Source organism: Nocardioides pelophilus (assembly GCF_014180685.1).
Classification (GTDB): Bacteria; Actinomycetota; Actinomycetes; order Propionibacteriales; family Nocardioidaceae; genus Nocardioides; species Nocardioides pelophilus.
In genome coordinates this window covers 1-18013 of the sequence record NZ_JACEHF010000082.1, presented here as the reverse complement: position 1 = coordinate 18013, position 18013 = coordinate 1, and the positions used below count along the sequence as shown (strand labels likewise).

17 protein-coding genes are annotated in these 18013 nt (G+C 72.1%); 14 read left to right on the top strand and 3 right to left on the bottom strand.

Going from position 1 to position 18013, the window contains the following annotated elements; genetic code table 11:
* The coding region (locus H0488_RS23675) for a hypothetical protein (RefSeq protein ID WP_220794572.1) at positions 1-188 on the bottom strand (188 nt) is incomplete at its 3' end.
* Positions 189-296: 108 nt separating this feature from the next.
* On the bottom strand, positions 297-1184 hold the full coding sequence (locus H0488_RS13835; protein WP_183099851.1) for an HAD family hydrolase: 888 nt from the start codon (positions 1182-1184) through the stop codon (positions 297-299).
* A gap of 74 nt (positions 1185-1258) precedes the next feature.
* On the opposite strand from H0488_RS13835, the gene H0488_RS24150 reads away from it, so the two are divergent.
* From H0488_RS24150 to hemB, 13 genes are all read left to right on the top strand, one after another.
* Positions 1259-1675: an AMP-binding protein gene (locus tag H0488_RS24150; protein ID WP_246372113.1), complete on the top strand. Its 417-nt coding sequence runs from the start codon at positions 1259-1261 to the stop codon at positions 1673-1675.
* Complete coding sequence (locus tag H0488_RS13830; protein WP_246372111.1) at positions 1581-2864, top strand: class I adenylate-forming enzyme family protein; 1284 nt, start codon at positions 1581-1583, stop codon at positions 2862-2864. Before H0488_RS24150 ends, H0488_RS13830 begins: the two co-directional genes overlap by 95 nt.
* A 7-nt stretch (positions 2865-2871) precedes the next feature.
* Positions 2872-3123, top strand: a complete 252-nt coding sequence (locus H0488_RS13825; protein WP_183099850.1) for a glutaredoxin family protein — start codon at positions 2872-2874, stop codon at positions 3121-3123.
* A 28-nt stretch (positions 3124-3151) separates the two neighbouring features.
* On the top strand, positions 3152-3691 hold the full coding sequence (locus H0488_RS13820) for a hypothetical protein (protein WP_183099849.1): 540 nt from the start codon (positions 3152-3154) through the stop codon (positions 3689-3691).
* On the top strand, positions 3688-5178 hold the full coding sequence (locus H0488_RS13815) for a hypothetical protein (RefSeq protein WP_183099848.1): 1491 nt from the start codon (positions 3688-3690) through the stop codon (positions 5176-5178). Before H0488_RS13820 ends, H0488_RS13815 begins: the two co-directional genes overlap by 4 nt.
* A gap of 196 nt (positions 5179-5374) precedes the next feature.
* Positions 5375-8101: an IPT/TIG domain-containing protein gene (locus tag H0488_RS13810; RefSeq protein ID WP_183099847.1), complete on the top strand. Its 2727-nt coding sequence runs from the start codon at positions 5375-5377 to the stop codon at positions 8099-8101.
* Positions 8102-8167: 66 nt separating this feature from the next.
* Entirely contained in the window at positions 8168-9205 is a 1038-nt protein-coding gene (locus H0488_RS13805; protein WP_183099846.1) for a glycosyltransferase family 2 protein, read from the top strand.
* A 20-nt stretch (positions 9206-9225) separates the two neighbouring features.
* Complete coding sequence (locus H0488_RS13800) at positions 9226-9624, top strand: GtrA family protein (RefSeq protein ID WP_183099845.1); 399 nt, start codon at positions 9226-9228, stop codon at positions 9622-9624.
* A gap of 111 nt (positions 9625-9735) precedes the next feature.
* A complete protein-coding gene (locus H0488_RS13795; RefSeq protein ID WP_183099844.1) occupies positions 9736-10434 on the top strand; it encodes a redox-sensing transcriptional repressor Rex in 699 nt (232 codons plus the stop codon).
* Positions 10431-11744, top strand: a complete 1314-nt coding sequence (locus H0488_RS13790) for a glutamyl-tRNA reductase (protein WP_183099843.1) — start codon at positions 10431-10433, stop codon at positions 11742-11744. The genes H0488_RS13795 and H0488_RS13790 overlap by 4 nt, the downstream gene beginning before the upstream one ends.
* The gene (gene hemC / locus H0488_RS13785) at positions 11741-12790 is read left to right on the top strand and encodes a hydroxymethylbilane synthase (RefSeq protein WP_312856340.1); all 1050 of its coding nucleotides are present in this window, start codon (positions 11741-11743) and stop codon (positions 12788-12790) included. The genes H0488_RS13790 and hemC overlap by 4 nt, the downstream gene beginning before the upstream one ends.
* A complete protein-coding gene (locus H0488_RS13780; RefSeq protein ID WP_183099842.1) occupies positions 12787-14463 on the top strand; it encodes a bifunctional uroporphyrinogen-III C-methyltransferase/uroporphyrinogen-III synthase in 1677 nt (558 codons plus the stop codon). The genes hemC and H0488_RS13780 overlap by 4 nt, the downstream gene beginning before the upstream one ends.
* 127 nt (positions 14464-14590) lie before the next feature.
* Positions 14591-15583, top strand: a complete 993-nt coding sequence (gene hemB / locus H0488_RS13775) for a porphobilinogen synthase (protein WP_220794571.1) — start codon at positions 14591-14593, stop codon at positions 15581-15583.
* A 62-nt stretch (positions 15584-15645) separates the two neighbouring features.
* On the opposite strand, the gene H0488_RS13770 is transcribed toward hemB, so the two are convergent.
* The gene (locus H0488_RS13770) at positions 15646-16866 is read right to left on the bottom strand and encodes a lytic transglycosylase domain-containing protein (protein ID WP_183099841.1); all 1221 of its coding nucleotides are present in this window, start codon (positions 16864-16866) and stop codon (positions 15646-15648) included.
* 260 nt (positions 16867-17126) lie between these two features.
* Between H0488_RS13770 and H0488_RS13765 the strand changes: the two genes are divergently transcribed.
* Positions 17127-18013 (top strand): aminotransferase class III-fold pyridoxal phosphate-dependent enzyme (locus tag H0488_RS13765; protein WP_183099840.1); only part of this gene is annotated, 887 nt, incomplete at its 3' end.

The window sequence follows — 18013 nt, the reverse complement described above, 5'->3', positions numbered from 1 at the left end:
CCGACGCCGGAGTCGGGACCGTAGGTCGCCTCGCTGAACAGCCAGCCGAGCGGGGAGGGGCCCGCAGGGGCCGCCTGCGGAGCTCCGCCGGCGACAGCGAGGGCGGGGGAGACGGGGGGCTGGAGGGCGGCCGCGACGGCAGCGCGCAAGGCCGCAAGACCCCGCGTGATGTCCCTGTCCCGGCTCACTGGTTTCCCTCCCAGGTTGACGCCCCTACCGCATGGTAGGGCCGATCGGCCCTCGACGGTACAAAACGGACAACCCTGAGCCGGCGTACGCGCGCCCTTCAACCGGTGTTAACGGAGGTGTTTGCGCACCTGCCGGCCCACCAGGACGCTGGCCACGGCCGCGCCCGAGGCGGCCGATCCGACCACCAGGCCGGCCCGGGCGGCCTTGCGTCCGGTGCGGTAGTCCCGCACCCGCCAGCCGTGCTCGCGGGCGTGGGCGCGCAGCCTCGCGTCGGGGTTGATCGCGCAGGGGTCGCCGACCAGGCTCAGCATCGGCAGGTCGTTGATCGAGTCGGAGTACGCCGAGCACGCGGCCAGGTCGAGTCCCTCGCGCTCCGCGAGCGCCTTGATCGCCTCGGCCTTCGCCGGGCCGTGCAGCAGGTCGCCGACCAGCCGGCCGGTGTAGACGCCGTTCTCGTGCTCGGCGACCGTGCCCATCGCGCCGGTCAGGCCGAGCCGCCGGGCGATCACCTGGGCGATCTCGATCGGGGCGGCGGTGACCAGCCACACGCGCTGGCCCTGGTCGAGGTGCAGCTGGGCGAGGGCGCGGGTGCCGGGCCAGATCCGGTGCGCCATCGCCTCGTCGAAGATCTCCTCACCCAGGTCCTGGAGCTCGATCACGGTGTGGCCGGCGATGAAGGCGAGCGCCGAATTGCGTGCCTCGGCGACGTGCTCGGGGTCCTCGACGCCGACGAACCGGAAGTAGGCCTGCTTGTAGGCGGCTCCGACCAGGTCGCGGGTCGTGAAGAACTTGCGGCGGTAGAGGCCGCGCGCGAAGTGGAAGATGCTCGCGCCCTGCATCACGGTGTTGTCGACGTCGAAGAACGCCGCGGCCCGGGTGTCCGCGGGCAGCGTGAGGGCGGTCTCGACCTCGGTGGCGGCGGCTGCGGCCTCGCCGGCGAGCTTGGAGCGCTGCTTGAGGTTGAGCCGCTTGGAGCGATCAGGAGGCGCTGCCATGGGGGAAGCCTAGTCGCGGCCCTGTTTCGCAGGAGGCATGAGCCTGGTCCGGTCGCGCGCGTACTATCGCCGCCATGTCTGTTCCCGACGTGGCCGCCCTGGTGGGAACCGCAGCGGCCGAGGCCGGGGAGCGGCTCGCTGTGGTCGAGGCCGGCGGCCGGGGGATGACCTGGGCCGAGCTCGACGACGAGGTGACCAGGGTTGCCAGCGGTCTCGGTGAGGCCGGGATCGTGGCCGGTCACCGGGTGCTGTTCGCGCTCGGCAACCGGCTGGAGTTCGTCACGACGTACTTCGGGATCCTCCGCGCCCAGGCGGTCGCCGTCCCCGTCAACCCCGGCTCGACGCCCGACGAGCNTCCCCGTCAACCCCGGCTCGACGCCCGACGAGCTGGCCCGGATGCTCGCCGACTCCGGCGCCCGGATGGTCGTCGCCGACGCCGAGACCGTCGCCGCGGTGCGCACCGCGACGACCACCGTGAACCAGGGTGGTGACCGTGCGGTGCGAGTGGTCGTGGTCGGAGCGCCGCTCGAGGCCGACGAGCGCTCGTACGACGACCTCTGCTCGGTCGAGCCGCGGACGGTGCCGCCGCTGCGCGATCCCGAGAAGCTCGCCGTGCTGCTCTACACGAGCGGCACGTCCGGCCTGCCGCGCGCGGTGATGCTGACCCATCGCGCGCTGGTCGCCAACCTCGACCAGGTCGCCACCGTCGACCCGCCGATGATCCACAGCGACGACGTCGTGCTCGGCGTGCTGCCGCTCTTCCACGTCTACGGCCTCAACGCGGTGCTCGGCGGCGTGCTCCGCCACCGCGCCAAGCTGGTGCTCGCCGAGCGGTTCGACCCCGAGGGCACCCTCGACCTGATCGAGGACGAGGCCTGCAGCGTCGTCCCGGTCGCCCCGCCGGTGTTCGCCTACTGGCGCGACGTCGACGCGCTCGAGGAGCGGCTCGGTCCGGTGCGGCTGGTTCTCTCCGGGTCGGCGCCGCTGGCGGCCGAGGTCATCGACGACTTCACGAGTCGCACCGGGATCCCGGTGCACCAGGGCTACGGCCTGACCGAGGCCGCGCCGGTGGTGACCACGACGCTGCGCTCGGAGAAGCCGGAGCCCGGCTCGGTGGGCGCGCCCCTCGACGGCATCGAGCTCCGGCTGGTCGACGACGACGGCGTCCCGCTGAGCGGCGCCGACCTCGCCGACCCGGGTGAGATCGAGATCCGCGGGGCCAACCTGTTCAGCGGCTACTGGCCCGACGGCGCGGACGGTCCCGACGCCGATGGGTGGTGGGCGACCGGCGACGTCGGTGTGCTCGACGACGCCGGCGACCTGCACCTGGTCGACCGCGTGAAGGACCTGGTGATCGTCTCCGGGTTCAACGTCTACCCGACCGAGGTCGAGGCCGTGCTCCTCGAGGTCCCAGGCGTGCGCCACGCGGCCGTCATCGGCGCCGAGGACGAGCTGACCGGCGAGGCGGTCGTCGCGTACGTCGTACCTGCCGGGCCGGAGGCCGCCGCCGCGGCGCTGGTGACAGCGGTGGAGGAGCACTGCGAGCAGCGGCTCGCACGGTTCAAGCGGCCCACCCGGATCGAGGTCGTGGCGGAGCTGCCGCACACGGTGACCGGCAAGGTGCAGAAGGGCCGGCTGCGCGGACGCGAGCGGCGCCGCGCCCTGGGGCTGCTGGAGTGAGTCGCGCGTGAATGACGTCGCAGCGCCGCGGGTCACCCTCTACGGCCGTCCCGGGTGTCACCTGTGCGACGAGGCGCGGGCCGTGGTCGTGGCGGTGTGCGCCGAGCTGGGCGAGGACTACGTCGAGATCTCCATCGACGGCGACCCGGAGCTGCAGCAGCGGTTCGCCCACGAGATCCCGGTGACCTTCGTCGACGGACGGCAGCACGACTTCTGGCGGGTCGATCCGGCGCGTCTGCGGAGGGCCCTCGGCGGCTGACCCGCGGCCACACCTTAGGGTCGTGGGCGTGACGGGGAAGGCGCGGAGCATGGGGGCGCTGGCGGGGATCGTGGCGGTGCTCGTCGTCCTGCTCGTCAGCCACCGGTTCGGTCGCGCCGAGCCGACCGAGGACTACCGGCCCGAGGTACCCCCCGACGCCCTCACCAACGGCTGCTTCCCGCTCCCGGGCGACGTCCGGTTCAGCTTCGGCTACCAGATCCGGCGCGACGGGGACGTCGAGGTCGACGGTGAGCTGCGGCGGCGGCTGATCGGCCAGTACGACGAGATCGACGCTCCCGAGGCGCTCGACGCGATCGTCGCCGACTTCGCCGAGGCCGGGTTCGTCGCCTCGAAGCGCCCCGCGCCGTACGACGCCGTGCTCCGCGTGCCCGGCGCCGGCCGGCAGGAGACCGTGCGGGTGCTGGTCGAGCAGCTGCCCGGCATCGAGGAGGACACCATCGTGCGCGGCACGTTCGAGCTCGACCTCCCGGTCGTCGAGCCGCCCGCGGACGCACCCGACGTCTGCAGCCAGCCGAAGTCGACGAAGCGCTGGGACGACGAGGCATGACGGGCGTCGTCACCCGCGTGGCCGCCCGGATGCCGCGCACCGAGGTGCTGCTGGTCTGGCTGCTGGTCGCCCACGTCGTGCTCAAGCTGCTGATCTACCCGCTGACGATGCACGCACCGGCGTACAACGACGAGCAGCAGTACTACGACGGCGCCCGCGCCCTGTCGAACCTGGTGCGCGACGTCTTCGCGTTCACCGCGCCCGACGGGGCCGAGCTCGAGCGCAACGTGGTCGGCTCGGGCTGGTTCATGCCCGGCATGGCGATCCTGATGACGCCGCTGTTCGTGGTGTTCCCGGACGCGGCCGACCCGCTGTGCCGTGCCTACCTCGGCCTCGCCAACCTCCTGGTCCTGCTCTGGGCGGTGCGTTCGGTCCGCAACCGGCTCGGCTCCGGGTACGCCGCGCTGCTGGTCGCCTTCCCCGCGCTGCTGCCGAGCTGGGTGCTGATGTCGTTCACGGCGTACGGCGACCCGCTCAGCGGCGTCGTGCTGATCGTGCTCGTCGCCCACGTCGTCGACATGCTCCGCAAGCTCCGCGCCGGTGAGCCACCGGCGTGGAAGGAGGCGGTCCAGCTCGGTCTCCTCGCGATCACGGTCCTCTACCTGCGGTCGAGCACGTCGATCGTGCTCGCCGTGCTCGGCAGCGTGACCCTGGTCGCGGCGCTGGTGCTGCTGAAGGGCGTGCAGCGCTGGCGGGCGCTCGGGGCCGCTGCCGTGGCCGGCGTGGTCTGCCTGATGCTGCTCGCGCCGTGGTCGATCGCAGCGTCGAAGTCGTTGGACACCCGGGTGGTCACCACGACCACGGTGCCGATCTCCCTGGCGAACACGTTCGGTGATCGCGAGCTCGTCTGCTTCGGCGAGTGCGACCCCGACAGCTACCTGTGGTTCCGCCCGCTGCGCTACGCCCGCGAGGTCAGCCGCGCCACGGGCGAGTCCGAGGTCGTGGTCGAGCAGCAGATGTCCGACTACGCGCTGCGTGACCTCGACCGCCGCGACTACGCGCGCCAGGCCTGGTGGAACATCGGCTCCTACCTCTTCATCCCCGCCAACTTCGTGCGCTACATCGCGCCGGAGGACGGACGCGGGCCCGTCGGCGAGGTGGCGGAGCGGGTCGTCTACTGGTCGACGTACCTCTACTACGTCCCGTTCCTGTTGTTCGCGCTGCTCTCGATGCTGTTCGTCCAGCTGCGGTCCCTCGAGTCGCAGATCCTCGACACGCTGGTGAAGCTGAGCCTGTTGGCGCTCTTCGTGCAGCCCTTCGTCCACGTCGCCGGGTCGCGCTACTGGACCACGGCCGGGCCGCTGTTCGCGGTCGCGGGTGCCGGGTTCCTCCGCGAGTCGTACCTCCGCCGCCACCACGCCGACCCGGTGCGCGAGCGGCTGGAGGGCACCGACGCCCGCCTCAGCCGGTGGCTGAAGCCGGTGCAGCTCGCGCTCTCCGGCGTCTTCGCGACGGTGATCGTCGTGCTCGGCCTGATGGCCATCTGAGACGGGGACCGGCAGCGCTTACCCGGACAAACGGTCCGGTTCGGCGGGAAACGGCACGGGTTCGCGGCAACCCGGCTACGGTTCGCGGACTGCATGGAACGCATCGCTGCGAGTGATCGCACCGAGCGCACGAGGCTCCTCGTCCCGGACCAGACGCACGCCCGCCTGATCCCCGACGACTGAACGGTGCTTTCCGATGCCTCCGCTGTTGCTGCGTACCCGCCGCCCGCTCCTCGGTCTTGCCCTGGTCGCCGCGCTTGCCTCGACCCCCATGAGCGGCACCGGTGCCCAGGCTGCGGGCACCTACGACGTCGTGGCCACGGTCCCGGTCGGGGGCGGTCCGTTCTCCGTGGCGGTGGATCCGTCGACGCACACGGCGTACGTCGGAAACCTCGACGACAGCTCGGTGTCGGTGATCGACGGCACCACGAGATCGGTGACCGCGACGGTCCCGGTCGGGTCCGGTCTGTACGGCGTCGCGGTGGACCCGACCACGCACACGGCGTACGTCACCGGGCACAACGACAACACGGTGTCGGTGATCGATGGCACCACGAACGCGGTGACCGCGACGGTCCCGGTCGGGTCCGGCCCGTACGGCGTCGCGGTCGACCCGACCACGCACACGGTCTACGTCGCCAACACCTACGAGAACACGGTGTCGGTGATCGACGGCACCACGAACGTGGTGACCGCAACGGTCCCGGTCGGGTCCAGCCCGTACGGCGTCGCGGTGGATCCGACCACGCACACGGCCTACGTCACCAGCTACAACAACGGCTCGGTGTCGGTGATCGACGGCACCACGAACGCGGTGACCGCGACGGTCCCGGTCGAGATCAGCCCGTTCGCCATCGCGGTGGACCCCTCCACGCACACCGCGTATGTCACCAACATCAGCAGCAGCTCGGTGTCGGTGATCGACGGCACCTCGAACTCGGTGACCGCGACCATCCCGGTGCCCAACGGCCCGTACGGCGTCGCGGTGGATCCGAGCACGCACACGGCCTACGTCACCAGCGCCACCAACCACGTGGTGTCGGTGATCGACGGCACCTCGAACTCGGTGACCGCGACGGTCCCGGTCGGGCAGAGTCCTTACGGGCTGGCCACGGACCGCTCGACCCACACCACCTACGTCGCCAGCTACAGCAGCAGCTCGGTGTCGATGATCGCGGCGCCGTTCTCCGGCGACACCACGGTGGACAGCATCGCGGCGCTGCAGGCAGCCGGCAGCACCTGCACCGGCACGGTCGACTACCCGACCACCATCACCCTGGCCGCCGAGATCGTCGCCCCGGGAGCCGAGGTCAGCATCGGCTGTCACGCGGTCCTCGACCTCGCCGGCCACGACCTGACCGTCCGCAACGCGCTGATCGCCGCCGATCAGGCGCTCACGATCGACGACACCGCGGGCGGCGGCACCATGACGGCCGACGCCTCCGGCTCACCCGGGATTGCCGGGATCAGGAACACGGGGTCCACCGTCACGATCAAGGGCGGCGCGGTCAGTGCGCGCGGCGGCGTGGACGCAGCCGGCATCGGAGGGGACCTGTCCGGCGCCGGCGGCACCACCGTCATCGACGGAGGCACCGTGATCGCGACCGGCCCGAGCTCCGCGGTCGGCGCGGGGGAGGGCGCGACCGGGTTCGGGACGCTGGCGGTCGACGGCGGCGTGCTGCGCCTGCCCTCCGGGTTCCTACGGGTGCCGGACTCCGTGCTCGGCGCTGAGATCACCATCGGCCCCGACGGGGTGATCGACGGCTCCGCCGGCCCCGACCCGACGTACGCCACCATCGTCGGCCAGGGCCAGATCGAGGACGGTGGCCGGATCCTGCTGCCCACCCCGCACGTGACCGGCGGCGACGTGACCGTCCGGGACCGCCACTACGCGGTCGACTTCGACACCCGCGGCGGCTCGACCGCACCCGACCCCGTGACCGTGTTCGCCGACACCTTCGCCAACGGCGACCGCCTCTTCCCGTCGGACCCGACCAAGGCCGGCTCCGTCTTCACCGGCTGGAACTCCGCGGCCGACGGCACGGGCGACCCGATCACCGGGACGAGCACGCTCCCCGGCGCCAGCGCCGACGGCGGTCCCGTGCAGGTCTCCGCCCACGCCCAGTGGCAGTCGGCCCCCGCGATCACGGGCGTTGCCCCCGCATCGGGCCCGTTGGCAGGGGGCACCGAGGTGGTGATCACCGGCACCGGGTTCACCGGTGCCACCCGGGTGGACTTCGGGTCGACCGGGCAGGCGACGAGCTTCACCGTCGACTCCGACACCCAGATCACCGCCGTCTCGCCTCCCTCGGCAGTCAGCGTCACCCGCAACATCCTGGTCCGCGGCCCCGCCGGGGTCAGCCCTGCCGTCGTCGCCGACCGGTTCACCTACGGCGTCGCCCCGACGGTCACCGGCATCGCCCCCTCGTCGGGTCCGCTGGCAGGGGGCACCGAGGTGGTGATCACCGGCACCGGGTTCGCCGGCACGACCCGGGTGAGCTTCGGGTCGACCGGGCAGGCGACGAGCTTCACGGTCGACTCCGACACCCAGATCACCGCCGTCTCGCCCCGCTCGACCACGAACGTCACCCGGAACATCGTGGTGCGCAACCTGGTCGGCACCAGTCCGACCGTCGTCGCCGGCCGCTTCACCTATGGCGTCGCCCCGACGGTCACCGGCATCGCCCCCTCGTCGGGTCCGCTGGCAGGGGGCACCGAGGTGGTGATCACCGGCACCGGGTTCGCCGGCGCCACCCGGGTGACGTTCGGCGGGATCGGCACCGTGACCTTCGTCGTCGACTCCGACTCCCAGGTCACCGCCGTCTCGCCGGCCACGACCGGCCGCATGACCCGCCACGTCCGGGTCCGCACCCCTCTCGGCACCAGCGACGTCGTCCTCGCCGACCTGTTCACCTGGCGGTGACGGGCGCACCCGGTCGGGTGCCGGGTCGCGGACTCGGGCCTCGACCCAGACACTAGAGTTCCCCGCATGCCCGATCCCGCCGACCCGCACGGTGCAGTCCGGCGCCGGATCACGTACGTCCTGCCCGTCTACAACGAGCAGGACAACATCGCGGTCTTCCACGCCGCGCTCAGCGAGGCCACCGACGCCCGGAGCGACCTCGACTTCGAGTTCGTCTACATCGACGACGGCAGCCGGGACCAGTCGCTCGAGCGGCTGCTCGAGCTGCGGTCCGCCGACTCGCGGGTGACCGTGCTCTCCCTGTCCCGCAACTTCGGTCACCAGCTCGCGGTCACCGCCGGGCTCGACCTGGTCGCGGAAGGCGCGGCGGCGGATGCCGTGATCGTGATGGACACCGACCTCCAGGACCCGCCCGCGGTCAGCGTGCAGATGCTCGACCTGTGGGAGGACGGCGTCGACGTCGTCTACGGCCAGCGCCGCAGCCGCAAGGACACGGTGTTCAAGCGCAGCACGGCCTACCTCTTCTACTGGGCGCTCGACCGGCTCGCCTCCATCGAGATCCCCCGCAACGTCGGCGACTTCCGGCTGATGGACGCCAAGGTCGTCGCGGAGGTCGCCCGCTACCGCGAGCACGGCCGGTTCCTGCGCGGGATCGTCGCGCACGTCGGCTTCCGGCAGGAGGCGCTGCTCTTCGACCGCGACGAGCGGTTCGCGGGCGAGACGGGCTACCCGCTGCGCAAGATGCTGGGCTTCGCCGCCAACGGCATCCTCGGCTTCTCGACCGCGCCGCTGCGGATGATCAGCCGCCTCGGCATCTTCATCTCGTTGCTCAGCGTGCTGCTGGCGGCGTACGTCGCCTACGTGCGGCTGTTCCGCCCCGACCAGTCGGTGCCCGGGTGGGCGTTCCTCGGCGTCGGCATGTTCCTGCTCGGTGGCATCCAGCTGATCATGATGGGCGTGATCGGCATGTACCTCGGCCGCGTCTACATCGAGGCCCAGGACCGACCGCTGTACTCGCTCGCGCTGGTCGCGCGCGACGGCGACCCGCCCTTGCCGCGCCGGCACCGCGACATGGGGCAGGACGACCCGGGGGCCCTCCTCTGAGCCGCCGCATCCCGTGGACCGTGGTGCGGTTCGCCGGCGTCGGCGTCTGCAACACCGCGATCGACTGGGCGCTGTTCCTGGTGCTGCACGAGCGGCTCGGGATCACCCTCGCGAACTTCTGCTCGTCGAGCGCGGGCATGGTGTTCAGCTTCGTCGTCAACGGCCTCTTCACCTTCCGCGCCGAGCGGCTGACGCTGCGGCAGGCGGGGCTCTTCGTGGCCACCACCGGGGCGGTGATGTGGGTCGCCCAACCGCTGCTCATCCACGGCTGGCTCTGGGCGCTCGAGACCGTCGTCGACGACGGTGACCTGCGCCTGGCCGCCGCCAAGCTGGCCTCGATCGCGTGCAGCCTCGCGCTCAACTTCGCGGCCTACCGGCTGGTGGTGTGGCCTATCACTCACACCAGTGTCGAGCGCTGACGGCAGCCACCGGCCGGGCCTTCCCGGTGATTTGTTCTCGCATTCACAAACTTCTACAGTGATCTGGCCGGATCCTCGATCTCAGCAGGAGTCCGGCTGGAAAGTAGAGCTGTGACCGCACGGAGTTCGAGCGAGACGGCCCGGGTGATCCCGGAGGCCACGGTGGCGCGCCTGCCCGTCTACCTGCGGGCCCTGACGGCGCTCGCCGAGGGCGGCATCCGCACCTGCTCCAGCGAAGAGCTCGCCACGGCCGCCGGCGTCAACAGCGCCAAGCTCCGCAAGGACCTCTCCTACCTCGGCAGCTACGGCACCCGGGGTGTCGGCTACGACGTCGACTACCTGCGCTACCAGATCGCCCGCGAGATCGGGGTGACCCAGGACTGGCCGGTCGTCATCGTCGGCATCGGAAACCTCGGTCACGCCCTCGCGAACTACTCCGGCTCCCGCAGCCGCGGGTTCCGGGTCGTCGCCCTGCTCGACGCCGACCCGGAGCGGCACGCGGAGGTCGTCGCCGGGGTGCCGGTGCGGCCGTTCGACGACCTCGAGGCGATCGCCAGCGAGCATGCGGTCGCGATCGGCGTGATCGCCACCCCGGCCGCCGCGGCCCAGGACGTCGCCGACCGGATGGTCGCGGCCGGTGTCACCAGCATCCTCAACTTCGCGCCGGCGGTGATCTCGGTCCCCGACGGCGTCGACGTGCGCAAGGTCGACCTGTCGATCGAGCTGCAGATCCTCGCCTACCACGAACAGCGCAAGGCGCACGAGCACGAGCGCGACCACGTCGCCGCCGCGATCGGAGGCGATGCATGAGCATCCTGGTGGTCGGGATCTCCCACAACTCAGCGCCCGTCGCGCTCCTCGAGCGGGTGGCGCTCGACGACGACGGCGTGCAGAAGCTGATCGCCGACGCGTCGTCGTGCGAGCACGTCGCCGAGGCCACGGTCATCGCCACCTGCAACCGGGTGGAGATCTACACCGAGGTGGAGCGCTTCCACGGCAGCGTCGAGTCGCTCTCGCGGCTTCTCGTCGAGCGGGCCGGCCAGACCACCGAGGAGATGCTGCAGCACCTCTACGTGCACTACGACGACGGCGCGATCTCCCACCTCTTCACGGTCGCCGCCGGGCTCGACTCGATGGCGGTCGGCGAGGGCCAGATCCTCGGCCAGACCCGCGAGGCGCTTCGTCGGGGCCAGGAGCTCGGCACCGTCGGCCCCGCCCTCAACACCCTCTTCCAGCAGGCCCTCCGGGTCGGCAAGCGCACCCGCGCCGAGACGGCGATCGACCAGGTCGCGCCGACCCTGGTCACGGCCGCCCTCGACCAGATCGACGGGGCGGCCAACTCGGTTCGCGACAAGTCCGCCGTGGTCCTGGGGGCGGGCGCGATGGCCGGGCTCGCGACCGCCACGGTCTCCCGGATGGGCGCCCGCCGGGTCGCCGTCGTCAACCGGTCGCTGGAGCGGGCCAAGCGGCTCGCGGCACAGTACGACGCGCACGCCGTACCCATGCCCGGGCTGGTGGCCGAGCTCGCCGAGGCCGACGTGCTGATCACCTGCACCGGCTCGGCCGGGACCCTGGTCGGGCGGGACCTCCTGGAGACCGCTCGCGCGCACGCCGGTGACCGACCGCTCGCCATCATCGACCTCGCGCTGCCGCACGACGTCGACCCCGCCGCCGGCGAGCTCCCGGGGGTCACCCTGGTCGGGCTCGCACAGCTGGCCGAGGCGCTCCACGACGGCACCAGCGGTGCCGAGGTGCTCGAGGTGCGCCGGATCCTGGGCGAGGAGGTCACCGCCTTCCTCGCCGCCCGCCGGCAGGCCAGCGTCACCCCGACCGTGGTCGCGCTCCGCTCGATGGCCACCTCGGTCGTGGACGCCGAGATGACCCGGCTCGAGAGCCGGCTGCCCGAGCTCGACGACGCCGTCCGGGCCGAGATCTGGCACGCCGTGCGCCGGGTCGCCGACAAGCTCCTCCACGAGCCGACGGTCCGGGTCAAGGAGCTCGCCAACGAGCAGGGTGCGGTGTCCTACGCCGCCGCCCTCGCCGAGCTGTTCGCGCTCGACCCCGAGGCGGTCGACGCGGTCACCCGTCCGATGGGCGTGCCCGAGGAGGGAGCGCCGTGACCTCCCCGACGCAGTCCGTGGCGACCGACCGCCGCACCCTGAGGGTCGGCACCCGGCGCAGCCTCCTCGCGACGACCCAGGCCGAGCAGGTCGCGGCGCTGGTCCGCGACCGTCTCGGCGTCGACACCGTGCTGGTCGAGGTCACCACCGAGGGCGACCGCACCCAGGCGGCCGGCACCCCGCTCCAGGGCGGCTCCACCTCCTCGGGAAACACCGGTGTCTTCGTCAGCGCGCTGCGCGACGCCCTGGTCGCCGGCGAGGTCGACCTGGCCGTGCACTCGCTCAAGGACCTGCCCACCTACCCCGAGCCGGGGATCGTGCTGGCCGCGGTGCCGGAGCGCGAGGACCCGCGCGACGTCGTCGTCGCCCGCGACGGGCTCACCCTGGGCGAGCTCCCGGCCGGCAGCGTGGTCGGTACCGGGTCGCCCCGGCGGGCGGCCCAGCTGCACGCACTCGGCCTCGGTTTGGACGTGGTCGCCATTCGTGGCAACGTCGATACCCGGATCGGCAAGGTGCGGGCGGGGGAGTGTGACGCGGTGGTGCTGGCACGCGCAGGCCTGGCGCGGATCGGGCGGCTGGACGAGGTGAGCGAGGTGCTCGACCCGCTCCAGATGCTGCCTGCGCCCGGGCAGGGAGCGCTCGCGATCGAGTGTCGTGCCGACGACCCGCTCGCCGACCTGCTGGCCGTGCTCGACCACCCCGCGACCCATGCCGCCGTCGTCGCCGAGCGCGCCGCGCTGGCCACCCTGGAGGGCGGCTGCTCGGCCCCGATCGGCGCCCTGGCCGACGTCGCCGAAGGGGAGGAGGGCCCCGAGCTGTGGCTGCGGGCCGTCGTCTTGTCGGAGGACGGGTCGCTCGCCGTACGCCGCTCCATCTCCGCCCCCCTGACCGATCGCGCCGGCGCTGCCCACCTGGGCGCCCAGCTGGCGCGCGAGCTGCTCGACGACGGCGCCGGCCAGCTCGACTCCGCTCCCCCCGCCCCCCCTTCTTCCGGCCCCGACACGACCGTCCCCACCGCAGGATCGACAGAGGTGCACAACGCATGACGCGAGCTCCATCAGGACAGCCGGCCACCGCCAAGGCTGCCAAGTCCGGGCCGACCAGGGCCACGACCACCCACGCTGCCGGCGTGGCGTTCGTCGGCACCGGCCCGGGTGACCCCGAGCTGCTGACCGTGCGCGCGCTGCGGCTGATCGAGGACGCGGAGGTGCTGATCACCGAGGCGCCCGAGCACCGCGACCTGATCGCCCGGGTCCGCGGCGTCGACGCCGTCGAGTCCGAGCAGGGTCCCGAGGTCGTCGACGGCGGGTTCGGCGAGGACGGGCAGCCGCTCACCCACGCCGCGCGCGCCAAGGTGGTCGTGAAGCAGGCCAAGCGCGGCCTGCGCGTGGTGCGCCTGCTCAGCGGCGACCCGTTCCTCTACGCCTCCGGGCCCGAGGAGGCCCAGGCGGTCGCCAAGGTCGGTCTGGCCTTCGAGATCGTCCCCGGCGTCTCCTCGGTCGGCGCGGTCCCGGCGTACGCCGGCATCCCGCTCACGACGAAGGACCACCGCGAGGTCGCCGTCGTCACCTGTGGCGACCGGGTCGACTGGAGCCGCTACGGCGCCTCGTCGACCCTGGTGCTGCTCTCGGCCGTCGGCCAGATCGGCGACATCGCCAAGGACCTGATCGCCGCCGGCCGCTCGCCGGAGACCCCGGTCGCGATGACCCGCGTCGGCACGACCACCGAGCAGCAGACGGTCACCTCCACCCTCGCCCGGATCGCCGCCGACGCCCGCGCCGCGCGGATCGCCCCGCCGGCGATCACGGTGGTCGGGCAGGTCGTCGACCTGCGCGCGACGCTGTCGTGGTTCGAGACCAAGCCGCTGTTCGGCTGGCGGGTGCTGGTGCCGCGCACCAAGGAGCAGAGCGCCACCCTGTCGGCCAGCCTGCGCCACTACGGCGGTGTCCCGGAGGAGGTGCCGACCATCTCGGTCGAGCCGCCCCGCAACCCGCAGCAGATGGACAAAGCCGTGCGCGGCCTGGTCGAGGGCCGCTACGAGTGGATCGCGTTCACCTCGGTCAACGCGGTCAAGGCGGTCCGCGAGAAGTTCGAGGAGTACGGCCTCGACGCCCGCGCCTTCAGCGGCCTCAAGATCGCCGCGGTCGGTGACAAGACCGCCCAGGCGATCGCCGCATGGGGCCTGCGCGCCGACCTGGTGCCCTCGGGCGAGCAGTCCGCCGCCGGTCTCCTCGAGGACTGGCCGGAGTACGACGAGCAGCTCGACCCGATCAACCGGGTCTTCCTGCCGCGGGCCGACATCGCCACCGAGAACCTCGTGGCCGGCCTGATCGACCTCGGCTGGGAGTGCGACGACGTCACGGCGTACCGCACCGTGCGGGCCGCTCCGCCGCCGGCCCCGACCCGCGACGCGATCAAGACCGGCAAGTTCGACGCCGTCGTCTTCACGTCGTCCTCGACCGTGCGCAACCTGGTCGGCATCGCCGGCAAGCCGCACCCGTCGACGGTGATCGCGGTGATCGGCCCCGCCACGGCGAAGACCGCCGAGGAGCACGGCCTGCGGGTCGACGTGATGGCCCCCAAGCCCGACGTCGACCTCCTCGTCGAGGCCCTCGCCGACTTCGGTGCTGCCCGCCGCCAGGCGATGCTCGAGGCCGGCGACCCCGTCACCAAGCCGTCGGACCGCAAGGCGTCCGGCCGGCGTCGCAAGGCCGAGTAGGGCTCATTCCGGGTTGCAGGAATCCCCGGTCGACCGGGGATTCCTGCACTTGTTGGGCACTGCAATGCCCGACAAGTGAATGTTTCGCCGGTCAGCCGGGGATTCCTGCATGCGCGACAATGACCCCATGAACGAGATCAACCGCCCGGTCGTACGTCCCCGCCGGCTGCGTACGACGCCCGCGATGCGGGAGCTGGTGGCGGAGACGACGCTGCGGCCGGGGCAGCTGGTGCTGCCGCTGTTCGTGGGGGAGGGCCTCAGCGAGCCGCGGGCGATCTCGTCGATGCCGGGGGTGGTCCAGCACTCCCGCGACACGCTGCGCAAGGCGGTCGTCGAGGCGGCGGAGGCCGGGGTCCGCGGCGTGATGCTGTTCGGGATCCCGACGACCAAGGACGCGGTCGGGACGGGGGCCACTGATCCCGACGGCATCCTCAACGTCGCCATCCGCGACGTCGTCGAGGAGGTCGGCGACGCGGTCGTGGTGATGGCCGACCTGTGCCTCGACGAGTTCACCGACCACGGTCACTGCGGCGTGCTCACGCCCGACGGGCGCGTCGACAACGACGCCACGCTGGCGGCGTACGCCGAGATGGCGCTCAGCCAGGCAGCCGCCGGTGTCGACATGGTCGGTCCGAGCGGGATGATGGACGGCCAGGTCGCCGTGGTCCGCGCCGCCCTCGACGCCGCCGGCCACACCGACACGGGGATCCTGGCCTACGGCGCCAAGTACGCCTCGGCCTTCTTCGGGCCCTTCCGCGAGGCGGTCGACTCCTCGCTGCAGGGCGACCGGCGCACCTACCAGCAGGACCCGCGCAACGGGCGCGAGGGCGTCCGGGAGGCCCTGCTCGACGTGGAGCAGGGCGCGGACATCGTGATGGTGAAGCCCGCCCTGGCCTACCTCGACGTCCTCCGTCACGTCGCGGACGCCCTCCAGGACAGCGGGGTGCCGGTCGCCGCCTACAACGTCAGCGGTGAGTACGCCATGGTCGAGGCGGCCGCCGCCAACGGCTGGATCGACCGCGAGCCGGCGATCCTCGAGACGCTCACGGCGATCCGGGGGGCCGGTGCCGACGTGATCCTCACCTACTGGGCGGTGGAGGCCGCGCGGCTGGTGCGCTAGCCGCCGGTCAACGCGAAGGGCCCCGGATCGATGATCCGGGGCCCTTCTGATGCGTCAGGTGCTCAGGGGTTGAGCCCGTAGGAGGTCACGCAGTTGAGGTACTGCACCGCCTGGGTGATCGGGTTGAACCGGTTGGCACAGGAACTGAGGACCTGGCCCTCCTTGAGCGGGCCGAGCAGACCGTCGATCAGGCCGTTGAGCGCGTCCTCGACCGGCTCGATCACGTCGTCGAGCGGCGTGTTGGTGTCGGGCACGTCGACCGGGCCGTTGTTGTTGTTCCCGCCGTTGTTGCCGTCGTTGTCGCCGTCGTTGTCGCCGTCGTCACCGTCAGGCGTCTCGGTGACGCCGTCGTCCACCGGGACGTAGGTGTCGTCGGGGACGTCGGTGTCCGGAGCGGCGTCGGGCTCGTCGACCTTCGTGCCGTTGTAGGTGCCCGGGTTGTAGCTCGGGGCCTCCGGGACGATGTAGCCGGCCGAGGTGGTGTTGTTCGGGATCGTGGTGAAGTCGCCCTCGAGGTAGGCGTCCATGATCGAGAGCACCAGGTCGACGTACTGCTGGCTGTGGTTGTAGCGGAAGACCGCCCCACGCTGGCCGACCACGGTCGACAGGTCGTCCTTGCCGGAGCAGAGGTAGACCGCCGTGGCGAGCGCGGCGTCGTCGATGTCCTGCGGGTTGCGCTTGGCGTCACCGTCGGCGTCGACACCCACGATCGACCAGGTCGAGGGGATGAACTGCATCGGGCCGATCGCCCGGTCCCAGCGGGTGTCACCGTCGAACTGGCCGGCGTCGGTGTCGCTGATCGCCTGCGTGTTCTTCTTGCCGTTGAGCGCGATGCCGAAGATCCCGGGCTGGGCAACGCCGTCGTTGTCGAGGACGTTGCCGCCGGCGCGGCCGTGGTTGGACTCCACGCGGCCGATGGCGGCGACGAGCTGCCAGGTGAGGTTGCAGGACTTGTCGGCCTTGTTGATGACGGCCTCGGCGCGCTGGTAGGCAGCGAGCGCCGCGGACGGGATCTGGTTGGTGGACGCGGTCGCGACGATGTTCTGGTCGTTGCCGGTCGGGCTCAGGGCGTCAGGGTCGGAGACGCTCGCGGGCGCCTCGATCGCCTCGGTCGGCACGCTGGTGCCGTCCGGCAGCGAGCCGTCGGGGCCCTGCTCGGCGGCAGAGACCGACGGCGTGACGCCGCCGATGCCGGCCACGCTCGCGGTCCACGCAGCGGACAGCAGTGCGAGCGGAATGATGGTGGCGGCGCGTTGCAGCCGTCCCAATCGCTTCCTCGACATTTGAACTCTCTCCCCGGCCCTTTTCGCGGGCCCCGTGCTCGGTCACGTGAGCCTCTCCCCAAATCCGGGCTCACCGTGCGTCGCGCCTGCTCCCACGGGTGCGACACAGACAGAACGAATGGTCCCATACCCCGGTTACGGGTGTCACACCTTCGAATTTTCTTCGATCCGGCGTGGCACTCCCCACAGTACCCGCGGAGGCGTAACGTCAGACGGCCCCCGAAAGGTGCCGTTGTGGCCCGATCAGCCACAATGAGGCGGTGACTCCCGTCCCGCCGAGCCCCGGCAGCGCCCGCGCTGCGGTCCGCCCGACCCTCCGGTCGGAGCAGCTGTTCGACCGGGCGCGCGCGGTCACGCCCGGCGGCGTGAACTCCCCGGTCCGCGCCTTCAACGCGGTCGGCGGCACCCCCCGGTTCATCGCGTCGGCGCGCGGCGCCTGGCTGACCGACGTCGACGGCAACGAGTACGTCGACCTGATCTGCTCCTGGGGACCGATGCTGCTCGGGCACGCCCACCCCGAGGTGGTCGCCGCGGTCCAGGCGGCGGTCGCCCGCGGTACGTCGTACGGCACGCCCACCGAGGGCGAGGTCGCGCTGGTCGAGGAGATCATCGACCGCACCCCGGTCGAGAAGGTCCGGCTCGTCTCCTCCGGCACCGAGGCGACGATGTCGGCGATCCGGCTCGCCCGCGGCTTCACCGGTCGCGACGTGGTCGTGAAGTTCGCCGGCTGCTACCACGGCCACCTCGACGCGCTGCTCGCCTCGGCGGGCTCCGGCCTGACCACGTTCTCGATCCCGGGGACTCCCGGCGTCCCTGAGTCGTCGACCGCGCTCACGCTCGTGCTGCCCTACAACGACCGGGCCGCGGTCGAGGCGGCCTTCGCCGAGCACGGCGACCGGATCGCCTGCCTGATCACCGAGGCCGCGCCCGGCAACATGGGGGTCGTCCCGCCCGGCCCCGGCTTCAACGCGTTCCTCTCCGAGATCTGCCGGCGCCACGGCGCGCTGTTCATCAGCGACGAGGTGATGACCGGCTTCCGGGTCTCGGCCAGCGGTCAGTGGGGACTGGACGGCACCGACGGCACCGACGGCGCCGACGGCGCCGACGGCGCCGACGGCACTGCTGGCGGCTGGCAGCCCGACCTGAT